The sequence below is a fragment of the Sphingomonas sp. Leaf257 genome (assembly GCF_001422185.1).
Taxonomy (GTDB): domain Bacteria; phylum Pseudomonadota; class Alphaproteobacteria; order Sphingomonadales; family Sphingomonadaceae; genus Sphingomonas; species Sphingomonas yabuuchiae.
In genome coordinates this window covers 207186-227507 of sequence record NZ_LMMH01000001.1, presented here as the reverse complement: position 1 = coordinate 227507, position 20322 = coordinate 207186, and the positions used below count along the sequence as shown (strand labels likewise).

Here is a 20322-nt window from a genome sequence, read left to right as displayed (position 1 = left end):
GGGATCATTCCGAATTGCGGAAGAGCCCTGTCGGAAAGGGGCTTTTGACGGCGTGGCGGAACGGATCGGCAGACACACCTGGCTTGCGTTCGCGCTGATCGCTCCCACCCTTTTTTCCTCCCCGGTATCGGCACAGCTGTCCAAACCCGGCACCGCCCCCGCACAAGGACCGAGCCTGCCGCAGGACCAGCGCGAGGGTAGCGCCGACCCGCAGGGCAATGCCCCGATCGTCCCCGATGCGCAGTTCAACGCCGCGCTGCCCCCGCTGAGCGGCGACATCAACGCACCGCTGGAGCCCATGTCGGCCATGGCGAAGGACCAGCTCCCAGCGCAGGCTATTCCTTCCCCGCAGACCGCGCCGCCGCTGCCGAGCGCGCAGACGAACCAGCCGCTGGCGACCGGCGAGACGATCGGCGCCATCGCGCCCGAAGACCCGCAACTCGCCCAGCCGCTGACCCCGTTGAGCGGCTTCGACACGACGCCGCTCGACACCATGGCCGATGCCAAGGGCCAGCGCGCGCCCGATATCCGTTATGACATGGAGGTGCGCGGGCTCGCCGAGCTGAAGCTGGACGACGAGTTCAAGGGGCTGTCGGCGCTGCGCGAGGGCAAGGGCAAGGCGGCGAACGCGACCCAGGTCTCGGCGCGGGCGCGCGAGGACGAGCAGCTGGCGATCCGGCTGATGAAGTCGCTGGGCTATTACGACGCCACCGCCATATCGACGCTTCAGCGCGAAGGGGCGGAGGACGGCGAGACCGGGCGCCTGAAGGTCGTGCTGACTGCGACGCCGGGGCGGCTCTATCGCCTGTCGTCGATCACGGTGAACGCGCAACCGACCGTGCCGACCGACCTGATCCGCTCCAACCTGCCGCTGAAGGTCGGCGACGCGATCGAGGCGGCGCGGATCGAGGGGGCGGAGGCCAATGTCAGCCTGGTCCTGCCCCAGCGCGGCTATCCCTTCGTCAAGGTGGGACAGCGCGACATCCTGCTGGAGGATCAGGGGCCGGAGCCGGTCGGCGCCTATACGCTGCCGGTCGATACCGGGCCGCGTTCGTCCTTCGGCAAGCTGACGACGGTGGGCGATACGGTCTTCGACCTGAATCACCTGAACGTCTTCCCGCGCTTCGACGAGGGGCAGCTGTACGACTCGCGGCTGACCGACGATTTGCGCAACGCGCTGGTCGCCACCGGCCTGTTCAACGGCGTCGCGGTCGAGCCGAAGCGGACCGGCCGGATGAATCCCGACGGTACCGAGCAGATCGATCTTCAGGTCACGCAGACCAAGGGGCCGAGCCGTACCCTGTCGGGGGAGGGCGGCTATTCGACCGGCCAGGGCGTGCGGTTGCAGGGCAGCTTCACCAACCGCAACGCCTTCCCGCCCGAGGGTGCGATCATCGCCTCGGTCATCGCGGGTACGCAGGAACAGGGCTTGAGCGGCACCTTCCGCCGTTCCAATGCCGGGCGGCGTGACCGGACCTTCCAGGTCATTGCCTCGGCGAGCCACCAGAATTACGATGCGTTCGATGCGTTCATCGGCACGGTCGCCTTCCGTTGGAGCTATGACTCGACGCCGATCTGGCAGAAGAAATTCACCTATGCCTTTGGCGGCGAGCTGACCGGCACCAACGAAAGCGTCTACGACTTCGCGCTCGGCGACCGGCGGCGCGCGACCTTCGGTATCGCGGCGATCCCCGGGCAGGTGGTGTTCGACCAGTCCAACGATCTGCTCAATCCGACGCGCGGCTATCGCCTGAAACTGAACCTCAGCCCCGAAACCTCGGTACGCGGGGCGGTGCGGCCCTATGCGCGGACCATGATCGAGGGGACCTTCTATTATCCCTTCAACGACAGCCTGGTGATTGCGGGTCGGGCGCGGGCGGGCGCGATCTTCGGGATCGACCGCGATGACCTCGCCCCGTCGCGGCGCTATTATGGCGGCGGCGGCGGGTCGGTGCGCGGGTACGGCTTTCAGCGGCTGGGGCCGCTCGATCCGCAGGGTAATCCGGTCGGCGGACGCAGCCTGAACGAGTTCGCGCTGGAGGCGCGCTATCGCTTCGGCAATTTCGGCATCGTGCCCTTCATCGATGCGGGCAACAGCTATGAAAGCACGCTGCCGACCGGCAAGGACCTGCGCTTCGGCGCGGGCATCGGCGGGCGCTTCTACACCAATTTCGGGCCGCTGCGCGTCGACGTGGCGACGCCGCTGAACCCGCGACCGGGTGACGGCAAGGTCGCCCTGTACATCTCGATCGGGCAGGCCTTCTGATGGCGGACGAACAGACCATGGCCGCCGAACCCGTCAACGAGACGGTCATCGTCCGTCGCCCCTTGTGGCAGCGCGTGCTCAAATGGATCGGCATCGCGATCCTGGGGCTGATCCTGCTGGTCGGGGCGATCCTGCTGGGCATCAACACCGATCCCGGCCGCCGCTTCGTCGCGGACCAGCTGGGCGGCTATACCACCGCCTCGGGCCTGAACATCAAGGTCGGGCGGATCGAGGGTTCGCTCTATGGCCGGATGAACCTGGTCGACCTGCGGGTCAGCGACCCCAAGGGCGTGTTCCTGTCGAGCCCGCGCCTCGCGGTCGACTGGCGGCCCTTTGCCTATACCAAGAACCATGTCGATGTCCGGTCGCTGACCGCGGACCTCGTCACGCTGGCGAGGCGGCCCGAGCTGAAGCCGACGCCCAGCGATCCCAACGCGCCGCTGCTCCCCGATCTCGACATCGATGTGAACCGTCTGGCCATCAAGCGCTTCGTGATCGGTGCGCCGGTGACGGGGCAGCGTCACATCCTGGCGATCGACGGCAAGGTGCATATCGCCGACCGCCGTGCGCAGGTCACGGCGAGCGCGGATGCGCTGCGCGGGCCCGGTATCGCGGGCGGCGACCGGCTCCGCCTGGTCCTCGATGCGGTGCCCGATGCCGACCGGCTGGCGGTGGACGTCAAGCTGACCGCGCCGACCGGCGGCGTCGTCGCCTCGATGGCGGGGCTGAAGGCGCCGATGACCGTGACCGTCGACGGACGCGGCGGGTGGAAAGCCTGGCAGGGGCGTGCCATCGCGACGCTGGGCGGCGGCGAGCTGGCCAATCTGAACGCCACGGCGCGCGATGGTCATATCGAGGTTCGGGGCGTGACCCGCCCCGGCCTGTACCTCGAAGGCCCGGTCGAGCGGCTGACCGCGCCTGCGCTCCAGGTCGCGATCGACACCACGCTGAACGAGCGGCGGGCGGACACGCGGATGAAGCTGCGTTCCTCGGCGCTGCTGGTCGATGCGGGCGGGCTGATCGATCTGGCCAAGAGCCAGTTCGGCAATTTCGCGGTCGATGCCAAGCTGCTGACGCCCGGCGCCATCGCGCCCAATCTGACGGGCCGCGACGTGCTGGCGCGCGTGGTGCTGAACGGGGCGTTTGCGACGCCCACGGTCGACTATAAGCTGCGCGCCGCCGCGCTCGGGTTCGGCGAAACCTCGGTCCAAAATCTCTATGCCGAGGGTCTGGCGAAGGTAAATGCCGACCGCATCCTGGTGCCGGTCAAGGCGCGGGCGAAGCGGATCGCGGGGCTGAACGCCGCTGTCGGCGGGTTGACCACCAATGTCGCGATCCAGGGCGATTTCGCGATCGCCATGCCCAATATCCTGTCGGACAATCTGCGCATCCGGTCGGACAATATCGATGCGACCGCGGTGGTCGTCGCGAATCTCAATACCGGCCGCTACACCGGCGCGCTGAAGGGCCGGGTCAACAATTACCGGGTCGAGAGCATCGGCATCATCAACCTGACGACCGACGCCAATCTGGTGGCGACACCGGGCGGCTTCGGGATGAAGGGCCGGGTGGTCGCCCGCACCTCGCAGATATTCAACGAGGGCGCGCGCAACTTCCTGGGCGGCAATGCGATCGTTCGCGCCGATGTCGAGTATAGCCCGCAAGGCATCGTGACCTTCAGTGGCCTGAGGCTGGCCGCGCCGCAATTCCGCGTGATGCGGGGCAGCGGGCGCTACAATCCCGCCAACGGCGCGCTGGCGGTCGAGGCGGATGCCTATTCCAACCAGTACGGCCCGATCACCGCACGGGTGACGGGATCGCAGACCAATCCGGTGATCGTGCTGCGCGCGGCCAGGCCGGGCGTCGGGGTCGGCCTGGCCAATCTCCAGGCGCGGGTCGTGGGGCAGAACGGCGCCTATGCCGTTAATGCCAGCGGTGACACCAATTACGGTCCCTTCACCGCCAATGTGCTGGTCAGCACCGGGCGGCAGCTGGCGGTCGACATTCGCAGCCTGGTCTTTGCCGGGATCAACACGACCGGGCGGCTGGTGCAGACGGCGGCGGGGCCATTTGCGGGGACGCTGCAATTTGCCGGGCAGGGGATTAACGGCCGCGCCCAGCTGTCCGATCAGGGCGGCAACCAGCGGGCCGATATCGCCGCACGGGCCTATAATGCCCGTGTGCCCGGCATGGTCGACTTCACCATCGGTCGCGCCATCGTCAACGCCAGCGTGGTCATGCTGCCGGGCGCGCCGCAGATCGTCGCCGACGCGCAACTGGCCGACACCCGCTATGGCGAGGTGGTGATCCAGTCGGCGCGGGCGAAGGTCAATTATACCGGCGGGCGCGGCACCGCGCAGGCGGTGCTGACCGGATCGTCGAGCATTCCGTTCAATATCGCGCTCAATGCGCAACTTGCGCCGAACAACTATCTGGTCGCGGCCAAGGGGCAGGCCAACGGCATCAATTTCCGCACCGCCAACCCCGCGCGCATCCAGAATGTGAAGGGCGAGTGGCAGGTGACGCCGACCCGGATCGACTTCGGGCGCGGGTCGGTGCTGGTCGCGGGGTCCTATGGCAATGGCCTGAAGGCGCAGGCGCGGCTGGACAAGCTGCAACTGTCGATCCTCGATGCCTTCGTCCCCAATCTGGGCATTTCGGGCGAGGCGAGCGGCGCGTTGGACTTTGCGCAGGCGCGCGACGCCAGCTTCCCCGCCGCCGAGGCGCGGCTGACCGTCGCCAATTTCCGGCGCACCGGTCTCGCCGCCGTGTCGGAGTCGGTGGACATCGTGTTCGCGGGTCGTCTGGTCCCCGATGGCGGCGAGGCGCGCGCGCTGATCCGGCGCGGGCAGATGGTGGTCGGCCGTATGGTCGCGAACCTGCGTCCGCTGCCGCCGGGGAATGGCGGCTGGGTCAACCGGCTGATGCAGGCGCCCCTGTCGGGTGGCATCCGCTATAACGGTCCCTCGGCGGTGCTGTTCTCCTTTGCGGCGCTTCCCAACCAGCAGTTGAGCGGCCCGATCGCGGTCGCCGCCGATTTCGGCGGGCGCGTATCGTCGCCGCAGCTCAACGGCCTGATCCGCGCCGACAACCTGACCTATGACAATGAGGCATACGGCACCCGCCTGACCAACATGCAGCTGGCGGGCCGCTTCAACAACGACCGGCTGGAGATCACCCGGTTGCAGGCCAAGGCGGGCGAGGGGACGATCCAGGCGCAGGGCTCGATCGGCCTTGCGGCGGACAGCGGCTATCCCGTCGACATCCGCGCGCAGCTCAACAATGCGCGGCTGGCCGACAGCGATGCGCTGGCCGCGACGACCAGCGGCACGATCCGCCTGACCCATGACCGCGACGGCGGGCTGATCCGGGGCGACCTGACGGTGCCCAATGCGCGCTATCAGATCATCCGCCAGGGTCAGGCCGAGGTGCCCGAGCTGACCGGCGTGCGCCGTCGCAGCGAGATTCGGACGCCGCGTCCGACCGACCGGCCCGCGCCCGCCGCACCGCCGGGGCTGTTCCGCCTCGACCTGCGGGTGCGGGCGGACAACCAGCTGTTCGTCTCCGGCATGGGGCTGGAGTCCGAATGGGAGATGGACCTGCGCATCGGCGGCACCAGTGCGGCGCCGACGATCAATGGCGGGCTCGACCTGGTACGCGGCACCTACAGCTTTGCCGGCAAGCGGTTCGAGGTGAATCGCGGCACGATCCGCTTCCGTGGCGGCGCGCTGACCGATCCGGACATCAACATCCAGGCGACGACGACGACCGACGGCATCACCGCGGTCATTAACGTTACCGGCACCGGCCAGCGTCCGCAGATCAGCTTCACCTCGACGCCGACCCTGCCACAGGATGAGGTGCTCAGCCGGTTGCTGTTCGGGACCAACCCCGAGAACCTGTCCGCGACCGAGGCGATCCAGCTGGCCGCCGCGCTCAATTCGCTGCGCGGGTCGGGCGGCGGCGGGCTGAACCCGCTGGGCAAGCTGCGCTCGGCGACCGGGTTCGACCGGCTGCGCGTGCTGGGTGCCGACGAGGCGACCGGCCGGGGCACCAGCCTGGCGGCGGGCAAATACATCACCGACAATATCTATGTGGAGATCGTCACCGACGCGCGCGGCTTCACCGCCACCCAGTTGCAGATCGCGCTGACCCGCACGCTCAGCCTGCTGACCCAGACCGGTTCGTTCGGCGGATCGGCGGCGAGCCTGCGCTACTCGCGGGATTTCTAAGCGGGGTTTCGCAGAACTGTAACATCCGGCAGGATGCTCGCATGACCCCCGAGCATCTTGCCGCCGAAGCTACCGCCATCCTGGCCGACCTGATCGCGATCGACACCACGTCGCGCGAATCGAACCTGGCGCTGATCGACTATGTCGAGCGGCATCTGGGTGGAATCGGCGTCACCGGGCGGCGGGTGTTCAACACCGATGGCGGCAAGGCCAATCTCTACGCCACGGTCGGCCCGATGGAGCCCGGCGGCGTCGTCCTGTCGGGGCATAGCGACGTGGTGCCGGTCGACGGCCAGCCCTGGACCAGTGATCCCTGGCGGTTGACCCGGCGTGGCGACCGGCTGTTGGGGCGGGGGACCTGCGACATGAAGGGGTTTCTGGCGCTGTCGCTGGCCTTGGCGCCGCATGTCGCGCGGGGCGGCATGACGCGGCCGCTGCATCTGGCCATTTCCTATGACGAGGAAGTGGGGTGCCTGGGCGCGCCGTCGATGATCGCCGAGATTGCGCGCGAGCTGCCGTCACCCGCCGCCGTGGTGGTGGGCGAGCCGACCGAGATGGTGGTGGTCAGCGGGCATAAGGGGATCGCGACCTGGAACGTCACGGTCACGGGGCATGAGGCGCATTCCAGCCTGATCCATCTAGGCGCCTCGGCCAACATGGTGGCGGTGCGGTTGATGCAGCAACTGGCCGATCTCGCCGACCGGCTGGCGGGGGAGGGCGATCCGCATGGGCCCTTCTGCCCGCATCACGCCACTCTGACCATCGGCCAGATGAACGGCGGTACGGCGGTCAACATCCTGGCGCGCGAGTGCCGCTTCGCCTTCGACTTGCGCACCCTGCCGGGGCAGGAGCCGGAGGCGATCCTGGCGCCCTTCTTCGCGGCGTGCGAGGCGGCGGATGCGGAACTGCGCGCCCGCTTCCCCGAAGCCGGGGTCCGGGTCGAACGACGGTCACGCACCCCCTCCTTCGCGCCCGAGCCAGATGGTCTTGCGGAGCAACTGGCGCGGCGCTGGGCGGGCGATAACGGCCCAGCGCGGGCGGTGCCCTATGCGGCGGAGGCCGGGCAGTTTCAGGGGGCGGGTTTCTCGACCGTGATCTGCGGTCCGGGCTCGATCGCACAAGCGCATCAACCGGACGAATATATCGAGGTGCAACAGATGGAACGCGGTGCCGCGTTCATGCTGCGGCTGGCAGATGATCTGATCCGTTAACGGACGCGATCATTACTTGGGTTAGTCAAAAATCATGAGGCGATCGACGGCGTTAACTCCGCCGCGATCGCCCCATGACTTAACTTGGATTACCAAGGACGCATCGTCTCGCCGTGAATCAGCGCCAGAATGAACTTCAGCATGGGTTTTCTCCCTCGAAAGCACCCTTTTGAGTGCCCTGAGATGGTTAATTCGGCATTAACCATTAAGCAATGGGTAAGCGACGAACGGACAAATAGTTGGATTGGCGGGGCTAACGGGGTTAACGCCTTGTTTAATCCCCGACCCTAGTGTCGCGGGCGTGAAGAACGGCCCTCCGTCCGCCGCGCCTGACGCGTCTCCGTCCACCACGGTGCCCGCCGCCGCCCATGGCGATTCCCAGTGGCAATCGCTGGTGCTGATCGGCATCGGCAACTTCACCCTGCTGCGCCGCCAATTGGGCCGCACACTGAGCGCCACGCTGGTCGAGGCGGTTGCCGAGCGGGTCGCCCAATATGTCCCCGACGCGATCGCCCGACCGACGGCCCCCGCCCAGGTCGAGGTCATGGTCCGCGCCGAGACCCGCGAGTCGCTGGATTCGCATCTGGTGACGCTTTCCGAGGTACTGGGGCATCCCTTCGCGCTGCCGGATGGCGAATGTCGAATCGAACCCGTGCTGGGCGCCGCCGTCGCCGCCGTGCCGCATGACGACGATATCCGCCTGCTCGAAGAGGCGGAGCAGGCCTTGGCCGATGCGCAGGTCGAGGGGCGATTGGTCGTGCGTGAAATGGCGGTCCCCACCGGACGGCTCGACCGCATCGCACTGGCGCATGAACTGACCGGCGCCATCGCCAGGGACGCGCTGTTCGTCGAATATCAGCCCAAGGTGCATGTCCGCCAACAGCGGGTCGCAAGCGTCGAGGCGCTGCTGCGCTGGCGGCACCCCAGCTATGGCCTGATCAGCCCGGTCGAATTCATCCCGGTCGCCGAAGAATCGCGGATCATCGGCCCGCTGACCCTGTGGATCCTGCGTCACGTCATCGCCGACCAGCGTCGTCTGGCGGCGGCGGGCCACCCGCTTCGCATCTTCATCAATATCTCGGGCATGTTGCTGGGCGACCCGCATTTCGTGCGCGAGGCCTGTGCGCTCGTCCTCGACAGCGGCGCATGCATCGGATTCGAGATCACCGAGACCTCGGTCATTCGCGATCCCGACAGCGCGATGGCCAATCTCCAGGCCTTTGTCGACATGGGCATCGCGGTGGCCATCGACGATTACGGCGCGGGGCTTTCCTCGCTGTCGTATCTGAAGCAGCTTCCGGCGTGCGAGCTGAAGATCGACAAGCTGTTCATCACGCAATTGACCAGCAGCAACCGTGACCCGCTGATCGTGCGCTCGACGATCGATCTGGCCCATGCGCTGGAGATGGAAGTGGTCGCCGAGGGGGTGGAGACGCCCGCGACGCTGGCGCTGCTCAGCGTCATGGGGTGCGACATGATCCAGGGTTACCTGATCAGTCGTCCGATCGGGCTGGAGGCGTTGATCCACTTCCTGGACGAACAGGCGCATCAGGCTGTGACGGAACTGGCCCGGCCGACGCCGTTGGCCCGGTTGGTGACCCGTGCGCGCGCTTAGGATCGCGCTGGTCATTGCCGGATTGCTGGTGGCGGCGGCGGAGGTCCGTGGCCAGAGCAACGCAACCGCCCTTCAGCCCGCCTTCGACCGGGCGGTCGATACGGCCAAGGCCGAGATGCTGCGCGATCCGGCGCGCGCCATGCAGGAGGCCGAACGAGCACGCCTGCTGGCCCATGGCATCGGCGATCCGGGGCAGCGATCGCTGGCACTCGCCACGGCCGACTGGCTGCGTGGCGAGGGGGCCAGCCGCCTCGGGCAGCATGAGGCGGCAAAGGCCGCCATCGCCGGTGCGTTGCGCACGGCCCGGCAAAGGGCGCCGCAATCCGACCTTTACGGCAATCTCCTGCTGTCCGCCGGGGGGCTGGACACCGATGGCGGCCGGATCGCCGACGCGCTGAGCACCTATCAGGCCGCCTTTCGCATCTTCCAGCATCTGAACGACATGCGCGGACAGGCGCGGGCGCTGGTCCAGATCGCCAATCTCTATCTCGACGCAAAGGATTATGTCTCGGCGTTGCGCTATCTGGAGCAGGCGCGTGCCATCTATCGCGGCGACGACGCGCTGCGCATGGTCATCCTGAACAACCGCTCGGTCACGCTGAGCGAATTGGGACGGATCGACGATGCCCTGGACCAGCTTCGCGAAGCGGCGAGCCTGGCCCGTAAGATGGACAGTCCGACATTGCTCGCACAGGTCTGGCGCAACATGGCGCGCTCGGAATTGCGCCGGGGCCATGTCGCGGCGGGGGAGGGGGCTATCGCCCGTGCCCGGCGCGCCGACCCGTCCGACCAACGCGCCCTGGATGCGATTGCCGCTCAGGCCGCGTTCCAGCGGGGGCGGGCGGCCGATGCGGCGCGGCTGATCGATCATAGCTTTGAAAGCGTCGATCTCACGGAAACCCCGGTGGCGCAGCGCGATGCGCATCAGAGTGCCTATCGCATCTATCAGGCGGTCGGGCGGACCGCCGATGCACTGCGCCATTTGCAGGCGCTGAAGCGGATCGACGACGAATCGACACGGCTCGCGACCTCGACCAACCTCGCCCTGATGGGCGCGCGCTTCGACTTCGCCAATCAGGAGCTGCGCATCGCGCGGATGAAGGCGGCGGACCTCCAGCGCAACATCGCGTTCGAGCGGGCGCAGTTGCGGACCGAGCGTTTCATCCTGATCGGCTCGGTCGCGGGCATCATCGTGGTCTTGGCGCTGCTCGGCATCTGGCTGGTGACGCTGGGCCGCAGCCGCAACCGCATCCGCGCCGCGCATGGCGAACTGGCCGTGACCAACGATCAGCTGGAAAAGGCGCTGGCGGTCAAGACCGAGTTCCTGGCGACGACCAGCCACGAGATTCGCACTCCCCTGAACGGCATATTGGGCATGACGCAGGTCATGCTGGCCGATGCCGCGCTGGCCAGCGAACAGCGCGAGCGGGTGGAGGTGATGCACGGCGCCGGGCTGACCATGCGTGCGCTGGTCGACGATCTGCTCGACGTCGCCAAGATCGAGCGCGGCAAGCTGACGCTGGAGCATACGCCCTTCGATCTGGCGATCACGATCCGCGACGCCTCCCGCCTGTTCGAGGGGCAGGCGGCGGCCAAGGCGATCGGCTTCGCGGTCGATCTGGACGATTGCCCCGCCACGGTGGTGGGCGACCCGGCGCGTATCCGGCAGATCGTGTTCAACCTTTTGTCCAATGCCCTGAAATTCACCAGCACCGGGCAGGTCCGACTGGTCGCGCGTCGGGACGCGGACGGGGTGTCGGTCAGCGTCATCGACTCGGGCATCGGCATCCCGCCGCACAAGCTGGAGGAGATATTCGAGGCGTTCCGCCAGGCCGATGCCAGCACTACCCGCCAGTTCGGCGGCACCGGGCTGGGGCTGGCGATCTGTCGACGGCTGGCGCGCGCCATGGGCGGCGACGTGACGGTGGAGAGCGAGCAGGGCCGGGGATCGCGCTTCATGCTGACCGTGCCGCTGACCGAGGTCGAGTCTGCGGCCCGGCCGGAGCGTCCACTGGTCCTGATCCTCGACCGCAACCCGATCCGCCGCGCCATGTGGAAGCAATTGTGCGCGCCGCACGCGCAGGTCGCCTTTGCCGCAACCGCCGGGGAGGCCGCGTGTCGGCTGAGTGACGGCGGCGTCACGCAGATGCTGATCGACGACAGCGCGATCCGGGATGAGGGCGTCATCGCCGCCCTGGCCCGGATCGTGACCGCCAGCGACCGCCCTATGCCCGTCCGCCTGTTGTGGCCGGAAACGGAACCGATGGAGGGGAACGAGTTCCTTGATGAGGGATTGATCGAAATCATCGTCAAGCCGATCACGGGGGCCGAGCTGATGCGGAAGATGTTCAACACCTCACCGCAAACCGCCGCCCAACCCCTTGTAACGCAAGCGGCATGATCGTTAGGGCGCCATAATGACCGCGATGACATATGCGATCCGGCGGGACGGGCGAAGGGGACGGGGATGAACGTCCTTTTCATCGAGGACGACCGGATGAATCGCCGCGTCGTGCGCGACATGCTGGACGTGGCAGGCGCGAGCATGGCGGAGGCGGAGAATGCCGAGCTTGGCCTGGAGATGATCGACCGCGATCACTATCACATGATCCTGATCGACCTGCGCATGCCGGGCATGGACGGCATCACCGCCATTCGCCACATCCGCGCGCGGGGCGACCAGAAGGCCGAGGTGCCGATCATCGTGGTGACCGCCGACAGCGGCGTCGACCTGCGCGAACGCTGCCTGAGCGCGGGGGCCGACGACGTGATCGTGAAGCCGGTCGCGATGGATCAGCTGTTCGAGGCGATGGGCCGTATCCTGGCGGGGGATCGCGGCGCGATCATCGGCTGATCATTTGCCCGCCTCGGGCTTGGGCTTCAGCGCCTCGGCCAGCGACGCGGTCGCGCTGCCGCGCTTGGCGGGCACCGGCTGCGACGGGTCGGGTGCCCAGCCGGTCAGGAAGACCAGGTTGAACTGTTCGGCCACGCGGCCATCGGGATCGGCCATCTCGGCAAAGGCCGCCGCCGCCGCCGCCAGCGCGTCCCGCCCGATCGAACGCCGCTCGGCCAGCAGGTTGCTCGCTCCCATGCCGCGCAGATCGCCCAGCAGCCGCCCGAAATCGCGATAGCGGACCGCCAGCGTCTCGATATCCGCGACCGGCAGTGTGAAGCCCGCACGCATCAACAGGTCACCGGCCGACCGCACATCGACCTGCGGATGGAGCCGCGCGACCGGCCGCTCCGACTCGGCGACGCGCAGCGCCGCGCGCAGGCGGGGCAGCGATCCGCCGCCGACGAACGCGCCCAGGAACAGGCCATCGGGGCGCAGTACCCGGCGGATCAGCGTCAGCGCGCCGGGCAGGTCGTCGATCTGGTCGAGCACGCCGGCACTCACCACCAGGTCGAAACTGCGATCGGCGAAGGGCAGGCGGTCCTCGTCGCCCTGCACGCCCCGCGCAGCGCGGGCAAAGGCGAAGCCGGGGTCCAGCCGCGCCACCCGCGCCCCCGGCGGGGGCGGGAAGCCGCCGTCGAAACAGCCCAGGTCCAATATGTCGTGGAATGGCCGGGTGACGGCATCCAGGCGCTCGGCAAGCCCGTCGAGCATCGCGGCGCGCAGGAAATCATGCTCGGCGAAATCGGGCTGGGCACGGTCGCGGCGCAGGCGGCGGGCGCGACGGTCGAAGATGGTGGACATGCTCACCCGCGCACTTGTGCGCGCTCGCGCGATCGGGGACAAGGCACAGCCGATGGGGGCGGGATCGAAACAGACCGGATTTGCGATGGAGCGGGGCCGCGCCGTGCTCGCCGCCCCGCTGCTGGCCCTGGCGCACTGGGCCTTGCCGCCGCGCTGCCCGGGCTGTGCCGAGCCGGTCGAGGCGGATCATCGTTTCTGCGGGCCGTGCTGGGGGCAGTTGCGGTTCCTGGACACGCTGGGCTGTACGGGTTGCGGAATGCCGCTGGGCGGGCTGACGGGGCGATGCGGGGCATGTCTGGCGGATCCGCCGCGTCATGCGGGCGTCCACGCGGCCGTCGCCTACGGCCCCATCGCGCGCGAACTGCCGATCCGGCTGAAACATGGCGGGCGGATCGGTGTGGCCGAGACGATGGCGGGACCGATGGCGCGGCGGATGCCGCCGGGGGCGAACCTGCTGATCCCCGTTCCGCTTCACCGTTGGCGCTTGTGGCGGCGCGGCTTCAACCAGGCGGTGCTGATTGGCGAGGGCGTGTCGCGGCGCAGCGGGGTGCCGATGGCGCGGCAGGTCCTCCAGCGGGTACGCGCGACGCCGCTGTTGCGCGGACTGTCCCCCAAACAGCGGCGCGCGGCGGTGACGGCGGCGTTTCGCGTCACCGACCCAGCGGCGGTCAAGGGGCGGCATGTCGTGCTGGTCGACGATGTCTATACCACCGGCGCGACGGCCGGGGCCTGCGTCCGGGTGTTGCTGGCGGCGGGGGCGGCATCGGTGGCGATCCTGTGCTGGGCGCGGGTCATCGAAGGGGCGGGCGATTGACAAGCGGCGTCGCGCGACACACCTGAAGGACATGGCAAAGGTCGAAATCTACACCAAGGCGTTCTGCCCCTATTGCACGCGGGCCAAGGCGCTGCTCGCCTCCAAGGGCGTCGAGCCCCAGGAATATGACATCAGCATGGGCGGGCCCCAGCGTGCCGAGATGATCCAGCGCGCGAACGGTCGCACCACCGTGCCGCAGGTCTTTATCGACGGACAGCATATCGGCGGCTCGGACGATCTGGCGGCGCTGGACAAGCGCGGAGGGCTCGACCCGCTTCTGGCGGCATGACCAAAATCGCGGTGTTGCAGATGACGGCGGGGATCGATCCCGCCGCCAATGCCGGGGTTCTGGAGCGTGCCATCGCCGAGGCGGCGGCGAAAGGCGCGGCGATGCTGTTCACGCCGGAGATGTCCGGGCTGATCGACCGCGATCGTGCGCGGGCGGCGGCGCATCTGGTGTCGGAAGGCGAAGATCCGGTGCTTGCCCGCGTGCGCGCGGCGGCGGCGGCGCATGGCCTGTGGGTCCATCTCGGCTCGCTGGCGGTGCGGCAAGCGGACGGGCGGTTGGCCAATCGCGGCTATGTCATCGACGAGCGTGGCGACATCCGCGCCCGCTATGACAAGATGCACCTGTTCGACGTCGACCTGCCCAGCGGCGAAAGCTGGCGCGAATCGGCATCCTATGCGCCGGGCGAGCAGGCCGTGGTGGTCGATACGCCGGTCGGTCGTCTGGGCCTTGCCATTTGTTACGACCTGCGTTTCCCGGCGCTGTTCGCCGCACTGACCGAGGCGGGGGCGACGATCCTGTCGGTGCCCGCCGCCTTTACCCGGCCGACCGGCGCGGCGCACTGGCATGTGCTGCTCCGCGCCCGCGCGATCGAGGCGGGGGTGCATCTGGTCGCCGCCGCCCAGACCGGCGAGCATCAGGACGGCCGCGCCACCTATGGCCATTCGCTGGTCGTCGGCCCCTGGGGCGAGGTGCTGCTCGACATGGGCGAGGCGGCGGGGCTGCGCTTTGCCGAGATCGATCCGGCGCTGGTCGAATCGGTGCGCGAACGCCTGCCCGCCATCCGCCATCGCCGTGACATTCCGCCGGTGGTGGTGGCATGATCGTCTTCGATCTGCGCTGTGCGGGCGGCCATGTGTTCGAGGTCTGGTTCGCCTCCTCGACCGCCTATGCCGAACAGCGCGACAAGGCGCTGGTCGAGTGCCCGCTCTGCGGCGACCGCAGCATCGAGAAGGCGGTGATGGCGCCGCAGATCGCCGCCAAGGGCAACAGCAAGCCCGATCTGCCCAGCCCGCAGGCGATGAAGGCTGCGCTCGAACATCTCGCCCAGGCGCAGGCGAAGATGCTGGAGACCTCCACCTGGGTCGGCGGTGCCTTTGCCGAGAAGGCACGCGCCATGCATGAGGGCGAGGCGCCCGTGACGCAGATTCACGGTCAGGCTAGCTTGGCAGAGGCCAAGGCGCTGATCGAAGAGGGGGTGCCGGTCGCCCCCTTGCCCTTGCCCGTGGTGCCGCCCAAGCTCGCCAACTGACCGGCCATCGTGCCCGTCAAACCGCTCTGGACCACGCCGCGCCCCGCCTGTATCACCCGGCCTGCATGGGGCCCCGTAGCTCAGCAGGATAGAGCATCAGATTCCTAATCTGAGGGCCACTGGTTCGAATCCAGTCGGGGTCACCATGCAAGATGTCGGCCGCGTCCGTGAAAAATCGGCAATCATAACGATTGCGAAACGGCTTTCCGGCAAGTCAATCGACAATCATGCCATGAAACGCGATCTTAAGAGGTCGATGCGATAACCGCCTCATATTCCGGGTGGTGCATGATGAAAAACCTCAAGATCAGCGGCAAATTGTTCGTGGCGTTCGGCATCCTTGCCACCGCCCTGGTCGTCACGATGGTGCTGTCCATCATGAGCCAGCAGCATCTGAACAGCGTAGCCGAGAATCTGGGGCGCGTTCGCCGCGACAAGCTGGTCGCCATTTCGCAGATCAACACCGCGACGTCCGACTACCGCGTCTCCGAGGCGACGGTCGTTCTTTCGACCGAACCCGATCAGATCGACGCCGCCTATCGCGACCTTCAGGAACGGTCGCAGATGATCGCCAAGAGCGAAGCCTTTCTGGACCGGGCTTTGTCATCGCCCAAGGCGATCGAACAATTCCGCAGCTTTCGAGACCATTGGGGTCAGTTCGAGCAGCAGTCGCGCAAGACGATCGATCTCGGCCGTCAGAATCTGAATACGGAGGCGCTGGCCAGTTTCCGGGCCAGCAAGCGTATGTATGATACGGCGAACAAGGACGCCTCCATCATGACCGACATTCAGGTCGCTTTGATGGACAAGGAAATGAACGAGGCGAATCAGGACTATATCTGGTCGCGTAATGCCTCGATCGCCATTTCGGTGCTGGTGCTCGCCCTGACGGCCTATCTGCTGATGACCCTGATCCGCGGTATCGCCAATCCGCTGGCGGCGATGACCACCGCGATGCGGCGGCTGGCGGCGGGGGATCTGAACACCAGACTGGAGGTCGAACCGCGTCGCGACGAAGTGGGCCAGTTGGCCGACGCGATGGTCTCGTTTCGCGACCAGCTTGTCGGGGCGGAGCGCGCCAAGGCCGAACAGACCAGCCTGATCGTCAGCAGCATCGGCAGCGGCCTCGACGCGCTGGCGCAGGGCGACCTGACCAAGCGGATCGAGGCGGACCTGACCGGGCCGTTCGCAAAGCTGAAGCAGGATTTCAACAACGCGATGGACTCGGTGTCCGCCACGCTGACCGCCGTGAACGCTAGCGCGCAGGGGATCACCAACGGCGCCGCCGACATCCGCGAGGCGTCGGACGACCTGTCGCACCGCACCGAGCAGCAGGCGGCCAGCCTGGAGGAAACCGCCGCCGCGATGCACGAGATCACCGAGACGGTGCGCGAGACGGCGGAAAACGCCAAGCGCGCCAATCAGGCGGTCACCGAAACCCGTACCGATGCCGACCAGTCCACGGACGTGGTGCGTAAGGCCGTCGAGGCGATGCATGGCATCGAACGCTCGTCGCATGAGATCAGCGAGATCATCGCGGTAATCGACGGCATCGCCTTCCAGACCAATTTGCTGGCGCTGAACGCCGGTGTCGAAGCCGCGCGCGCCGGTGACGCGGGCAAGGGCTTCGCGGTCGTCGCCTCCGAGGTGCGGGCGCTGGCGCAGCGTTCGGCCGACGCGGCCAAGGACGTGAAGGAGCGGATCACCGCTTCGACCCAGCAGGTCGATACCGGGGTGCAACTGGTCGCGCAGGCGGGCAATGCGCTGACCCGCATCACCGGGCGGATCGGCGAGATCAACGCGCTCGTCTCCGACATCGCCTCGGCCGCGGCGCAGCAGGCGACCGGCCTGCAGCAGGTGAACACCGCCGTCGCCGAGATGGACGGCGTGACCCAGCAGAATGCCGCGATGGTCGAACAGGCGACCGCCGCTGCTCGCAGCCTGTCCGAGGAAACCGGCCACATGACCCGCGAGGTCGGCCGCTTCCGCCTGATCGACGGCGGCATGGTCGCGCGGGCTCCGGCGCCGGTGGTCCATCACTCGCCGGTCCACCAGCTTCAGGCCCGGGTGGCGCAGGCGACTCCCCGCATCGCCCCCGCTCCGCGCGTCGCCCGCGCATCGAGTGCCGCCGCGGCGGTCGTGGTCGACGACGGCGACTGGTCGGAATTCTGATCCCCCCAAAGGGGGGGCGGCAAAGCCTGTTCGTTACAATTGCCCGACGATCGTCCCGGCGCGGATCGCTTGTCCCTCGACCAGCGATCCCGCCAGTGTCATGCCCCTGGGCAGGAACAGGATGATGGTCGAGCCATGCTCGAACCAGCCCATTTCCTCTCCCTTGCCGATGCGGGCGGAACAGGCGGTGCGGCCGGGGCCGTGGTCGCGGAGTGTCGCAACGGTATCCAGGCAGTGGAGGCGGATGCTCGCCACCAGGATCGCCGCGACCGGCACGATCAGCAGCGGCTGGCCCGAGATCAACATCCGCGCCTCGATCACCGCGCGTTCGTTGCGGCAGAACAGGCGCTCGACCCGTTTCAACGCGATCGGATTCACGTTCCAGCAGTCGCCCGACAGATAGGTCACGCCCTCCACCACGATATCCGTCGGCGCATGGAAACGATGATACATGCCGGCCGTCAGCCGCAGGGTCAGGAAGGATCCATCGCGGAAACGCTCCACTAGTTCGGGATCGGGGATCAGGTCACCCAGCGTATAGGGGAAGCCCTTTACCTGATAGAGCCGGTCGCCCTCGATCCGGCCATGTGCGCCGACCAGTGCGTCGCAGGGGGAGGCGATGGTATCGGGGTCGCTGTCGAAGACGCGCGCGCCGTCGCGCAAGGGGCGGACGAAACCGTCGCGCAGGGATTTGAACCGGGTCGTGCGCGCATCCGACAGGTCGACGCCTGCGAAGAATTTCCAAAGCGCCAGGCTGGGCCTGGCGATCAGCGGATGCTCGATCCGGGCAAGCCACCCGACCAGTTTCGTCGCGAATCGACGCGGCAGGCGGTTGGTGACGAGGAAATTGATGTCCTCGTTCAGGAAGAACCGCATGATGGGTCCGCGCATTGTCATGCCTCCGTCATGGGTACGCGGTCAAAGGCCGCATGAACCCGATTCTCACTGGCCTGCTGGCCGCTTCCGCCGGTGCCGTTGCCCTGACGAAGGGGCATCGGCGGCTGACCCTGTCGCGCGCCAAGCATCCGGGGCTGGGCGGGCATGTCCGCATGGCCAAGCGGATTGCCGGGCAGATCCCGTTCTACAGCTATGGCGAGGACCGCTTCTTCCGCGTCGACGATGCGCCGCACGCGATTGCCGACCAGCGGCGCGCGGGGTTCGAGCGGTTGGGCGCGCTCTTCGCCGAACGCTATGCGAAGACGCTGGCGCTGACCCGCGAGACGCGCGGCGGCCTCTCCGACCTGCAATTCACCGGCGCGTACCGCGTGCCGTTCCAGTTCCGCGAGAAGGTGCGCACGACGCTGGCCACGGGCGCCTTCTATCAGCGATCGGAAGGGCCGATGCTGGTCGATCTGGACGGCAACCGGCTGATCGACCTGACCGGCTCCTACGGCGTCAACCTGTTCGGCAACGGCTTCTACAAACGGACCATGGCCGAGGGGGCGGCGATGGTGGCCGATCTGGGCGGGGTGCTGGGGTCCTTCCACCCGGTCGTCGCCGACAATGTCCGCCGCCTGACGACCCTGACGGGCATGGACGAGGTGTCGTTCCACATGTCGGGCACCGAGGCGGTGATGCAGGCGGTGCGGCTGGCACGTTACCACACCAGGCGTCCGCGCCTGGTGCGCTTCGCAGGGGCCTATCATGGCTGGTGGGGCGATGTGCAGCCCGGCATCGGCAACCCGGTGCCCGCCGACCGGACGCTGACGCTGGCCGACATGTCCGAGCGCACGCTGAAGGTACTGGCGACGCGCAAGGACATCGCCTGCGTGCTGGTCAACCCGCTCCAGGCGATGCATCCCAATGGTTCGGCACCCTCCGACGGGCAACTGGTCGATGGCGGGCGCAAGGCGGGGGCGGACCTGGCCGCCTATCGCGAATGGCTGCACCGGCTGGCCGAGACCTGCCGCGCGAACGGCATCGTCCTGATCTTCGACGAGGTGTTCATGGGCTTCCGCCTGGCAAAGGGTGGGATGCCCGAATATTTCGGGGTGAAGCCCGACCTGATCACCTATGGCAAGACGCTGGGCGGCGGCCTGCCGGTCGGCGTGCTGTGCGGCCCGGCGCATCTGATGAAGCGCTGGCGCGAGGATCGCCCGGTCGACATCTGCTTTGCGCGCGGGACCTTCAATTCGCACCCCATGGTGATGGGGGCGATGAACGCCTTTCTCCAGCGGCTGGAAACGCCTGAGGTGGCCGCCTTGTATGACGGGCTGGACGAGCGATGGAATACGCGGGCCGCGATGTTCAACGCACGGATGGCGGAGGCGGGACTGCCTCTGTCGGTCGCGCATGTCCAGACGATCTGGACCATCCTCTATTCGGTCGCCTCGCCCTATAACTGGATGCTGCAATATTATCTCCGGGCGCACGGCTTGGCGTTGAGCTGGGTCGGGACCGGGCGGCTGATCTTCAGCCTCGACATCGACGACACCCTGTTCGCCGATATTTGCGACCGCTTCGTTGCAGCGGGACAACAGATGCGTGACGATGGCTGGTGGTGGACCTCGCCCGATGCACCGCAGGAGTTGAAGGCGGCGAACAAGGCGATCCGGCGGCGGATATTGAAGGAGTCGCTGGCGGTTAGGTTGGGGCGGGGGAAGGGCTGACCTCTCGCATCGTAAAAGCCCCTCTCCCGGCAGGGGAGGGGGTGGGGAGGGGCAAGGGCCACGGGAGTTGGTCTCTGTGAGACTCCGTGCCCTCCCCCAACCCCTCCCGCCTGCGGGAGGGGAGCGGCAAGAGGAGAGGGCTGGATACAAAATGGGCGGCAGTTCTTT

At 67.6% G+C, this 20322-nt stretch carries 14 protein-coding genes and 1 tRNA gene; 13 read left to right on the top strand and 2 right to left on the bottom strand.

The genetic code is table 11. From position 1 onward, the window contains the following. Window positions 1-52: 52 nt before the first annotated feature. The 6 genes from ASF14_RS01045 (at window position 53) to ASF14_RS01020 (ending at window position 12178) form a co-directional block, all read left to right on the top strand. Window positions 53-2266: a BamA/TamA family outer membrane protein gene (locus ASF14_RS01045; RefSeq protein WP_236696880.1), complete on the top strand. Its 2214-nt coding sequence runs from the start codon at window positions 53-55 to the stop codon at window positions 2264-2266. After that, a complete protein-coding gene (locus ASF14_RS01040) occupies window positions 2266-6498 on the top strand; it encodes a translocation/assembly module TamB domain-containing protein (RefSeq protein WP_056430287.1) in 4233 nt (1410 codons plus the stop codon). The genes ASF14_RS01045 and ASF14_RS01040 overlap by 1 nt, the downstream gene beginning before the upstream one ends. Before the next feature lie 41 nt (window positions 6499-6539). After that, the gene (gene argE / locus ASF14_RS01035; RefSeq protein WP_056430284.1) at window positions 6540-7709 is read left to right on the top strand and encodes an acetylornithine deacetylase; all 1170 of its coding nucleotides are present in this window, start codon (window positions 6540-6542) and stop codon (window positions 7707-7709) included. Between the two features lie 301 nt (window positions 7710-8010). After that, window positions 8011-9324, top strand: a complete 1314-nt coding sequence (locus ASF14_RS01030; protein WP_236696879.1) for an EAL domain-containing protein — start codon at window positions 8011-8013, stop codon at window positions 9322-9324. Continuing rightward, the gene (locus ASF14_RS01025; RefSeq protein ID WP_082442006.1) at window positions 9311-11725 is read left to right on the top strand and encodes an ATP-binding protein; all 2415 of its coding nucleotides are present in this window, start codon (window positions 9311-9313) and stop codon (window positions 11723-11725) included. The genes ASF14_RS01030 and ASF14_RS01025 overlap by 14 nt, the downstream gene beginning before the upstream one ends. Before the next feature lie 66 nt (window positions 11726-11791). Continuing rightward, window positions 11792-12178, top strand: a complete 387-nt coding sequence (locus tag ASF14_RS01020) for a response regulator (RefSeq protein WP_056430281.1) — start codon at window positions 11792-11794, stop codon at window positions 12176-12178. Here the strand turns inward: ASF14_RS01020 and ASF14_RS01015 are convergent, their stop codons facing one another. Continuing rightward, window positions 12179-13021, bottom strand: coding sequence for a class I SAM-dependent methyltransferase (locus ASF14_RS01015; protein ID WP_201780515.1), 843 nt, complete (start codon window positions 13019-13021; stop codon window positions 12179-12181). It abuts the gene before it with no gap. Here ASF14_RS01015 and ASF14_RS01010 point away from each other — a divergent pair. The 6 genes from ASF14_RS01010 (at window position 13011) to ASF14_RS00985 (ending at window position 17545) form a co-directional block, all read left to right on the top strand. Then, entirely contained in the window at window positions 13011-13835 is an 825-nt protein-coding gene (locus tag ASF14_RS01010) for a ComF family protein (protein ID WP_236696878.1), read from the top strand. The two genes, ASF14_RS01015 and ASF14_RS01010, sit on opposite strands and share 11 nt — an antisense overlap. A gap of 31 nt (window positions 13836-13866) precedes the next feature. Further along, window positions 13867-14124, top strand: coding sequence for a glutaredoxin 3 (gene grxC, locus ASF14_RS01005; RefSeq protein ID WP_042486177.1), 258 nt, complete (start codon window positions 13867-13869; stop codon window positions 14122-14124). Next, window positions 14121-14945: a carbon-nitrogen hydrolase family protein gene (locus ASF14_RS01000; protein WP_056430278.1), complete on the top strand. Its 825-nt coding sequence runs from the start codon at window positions 14121-14123 to the stop codon at window positions 14943-14945. Before grxC ends, ASF14_RS01000 begins: the two co-directional genes overlap by 4 nt. After that, window positions 14942-15373, top strand: a complete 432-nt coding sequence (locus ASF14_RS00995) for a DUF1178 family protein (protein WP_056430275.1) — start codon at window positions 14942-14944, stop codon at window positions 15371-15373. The genes ASF14_RS01000 and ASF14_RS00995 overlap by 4 nt, the downstream gene beginning before the upstream one ends. Window positions 15374-15442: 69 nt before the next feature. After that, window positions 15443-15519 (top strand) — tRNA-Arg (locus ASF14_RS00990). A gap of 142 nt (window positions 15520-15661) precedes the next feature. Further along, window positions 15662-17545 carry a methyl-accepting chemotaxis protein gene (locus tag ASF14_RS00985; protein ID WP_330218770.1) on the top strand — a complete coding sequence of 628 codons (1884 nt, stop codon included), beginning with the start codon at window positions 15662-15664 and terminating at the stop codon, window positions 17543-17545. A 33-nt stretch (window positions 17546-17578) separates the two neighbouring features. Here the strand turns inward: ASF14_RS00985 and asd are convergent, their stop codons facing one another. Then, a complete protein-coding gene (asd, locus tag ASF14_RS00980) occupies window positions 17579-18436 on the bottom strand; it encodes an archaetidylserine decarboxylase (RefSeq protein ID WP_236696877.1) in 858 nt (285 codons plus the stop codon). Between the two features lie 38 nt (window positions 18437-18474). On the opposite strand from asd, the gene ASF14_RS00975 reads away from it, so the two are divergent. Then, a complete protein-coding gene (locus ASF14_RS00975; RefSeq protein ID WP_056430268.1) occupies window positions 18475-20154 on the top strand; it encodes an aminotransferase class III-fold pyridoxal phosphate-dependent enzyme in 1680 nt (559 codons plus the stop codon). Window positions 20155-20322 lie beyond the last annotated feature (168 nt).

Excerpts from the sequence above, each read along its gene's own strand:
- ASF14_RS01040 (WP_056430287.1), top strand. The coding sequence starts at position 2,266 with ATGGCGGACGAACAGACCATGGCCGCCGAACCCGTCAACGAGACGGTC.
- argE (WP_056430284.1), top strand. The coding sequence starts at position 6,540 with ATGACCCCCGAGCATCTTGCCGCCGAAGCTACCGCCATCCTGGCCGAC.
- ASF14_RS01020 (WP_056430281.1), top strand. The coding sequence starts at position 11,792 with ATGAACGTCCTTTTCATCGAGGACGACCGGATGAATCGCCGCGTCGTG.
- ASF14_RS01010 (WP_236696878.1), top strand. The coding sequence starts at position 13,011 with ATGGTGGACATGCTCACCCGCGCACTTGTGCGCGCTCGCGCGATCGGG.
- ASF14_RS01015 (WP_201780515.1), bottom strand. The coding sequence starts at position 13,021 with ATGTCCACCATCTTCGACCGTCGCGCCCGCCGCCTGCGCCGCGACCGT.
- grxC (WP_042486177.1), top strand. The coding sequence starts at position 13,867 with ATGGCAAAGGTCGAAATCTACACCAAGGCGTTCTGCCCCTATTGCACG.
- ASF14_RS01000 (WP_056430278.1), top strand. The coding sequence starts at position 14,121 with ATGACCAAAATCGCGGTGTTGCAGATGACGGCGGGGATCGATCCCGCC.
- ASF14_RS00995 (WP_056430275.1), top strand. The coding sequence starts at position 14,942 with ATGATCGTCTTCGATCTGCGCTGTGCGGGCGGCCATGTGTTCGAGGTC.
- ASF14_RS00985 (WP_330218770.1), top strand. The coding sequence starts at position 15,662 with ATGATGAAAAACCTCAAGATCAGCGGCAAATTGTTCGTGGCGTTCGGC.
- asd (WP_236696877.1), bottom strand. The coding sequence starts at position 18,436 with ATGCGCGGACCCATCATGCGGTTCTTCCTGAACGAGGACATCAATTTC.
- ASF14_RS00975 (WP_056430268.1), top strand. The coding sequence starts at position 18,475 with ATGAACCCGATTCTCACTGGCCTGCTGGCCGCTTCCGCCGGTGCCGTT.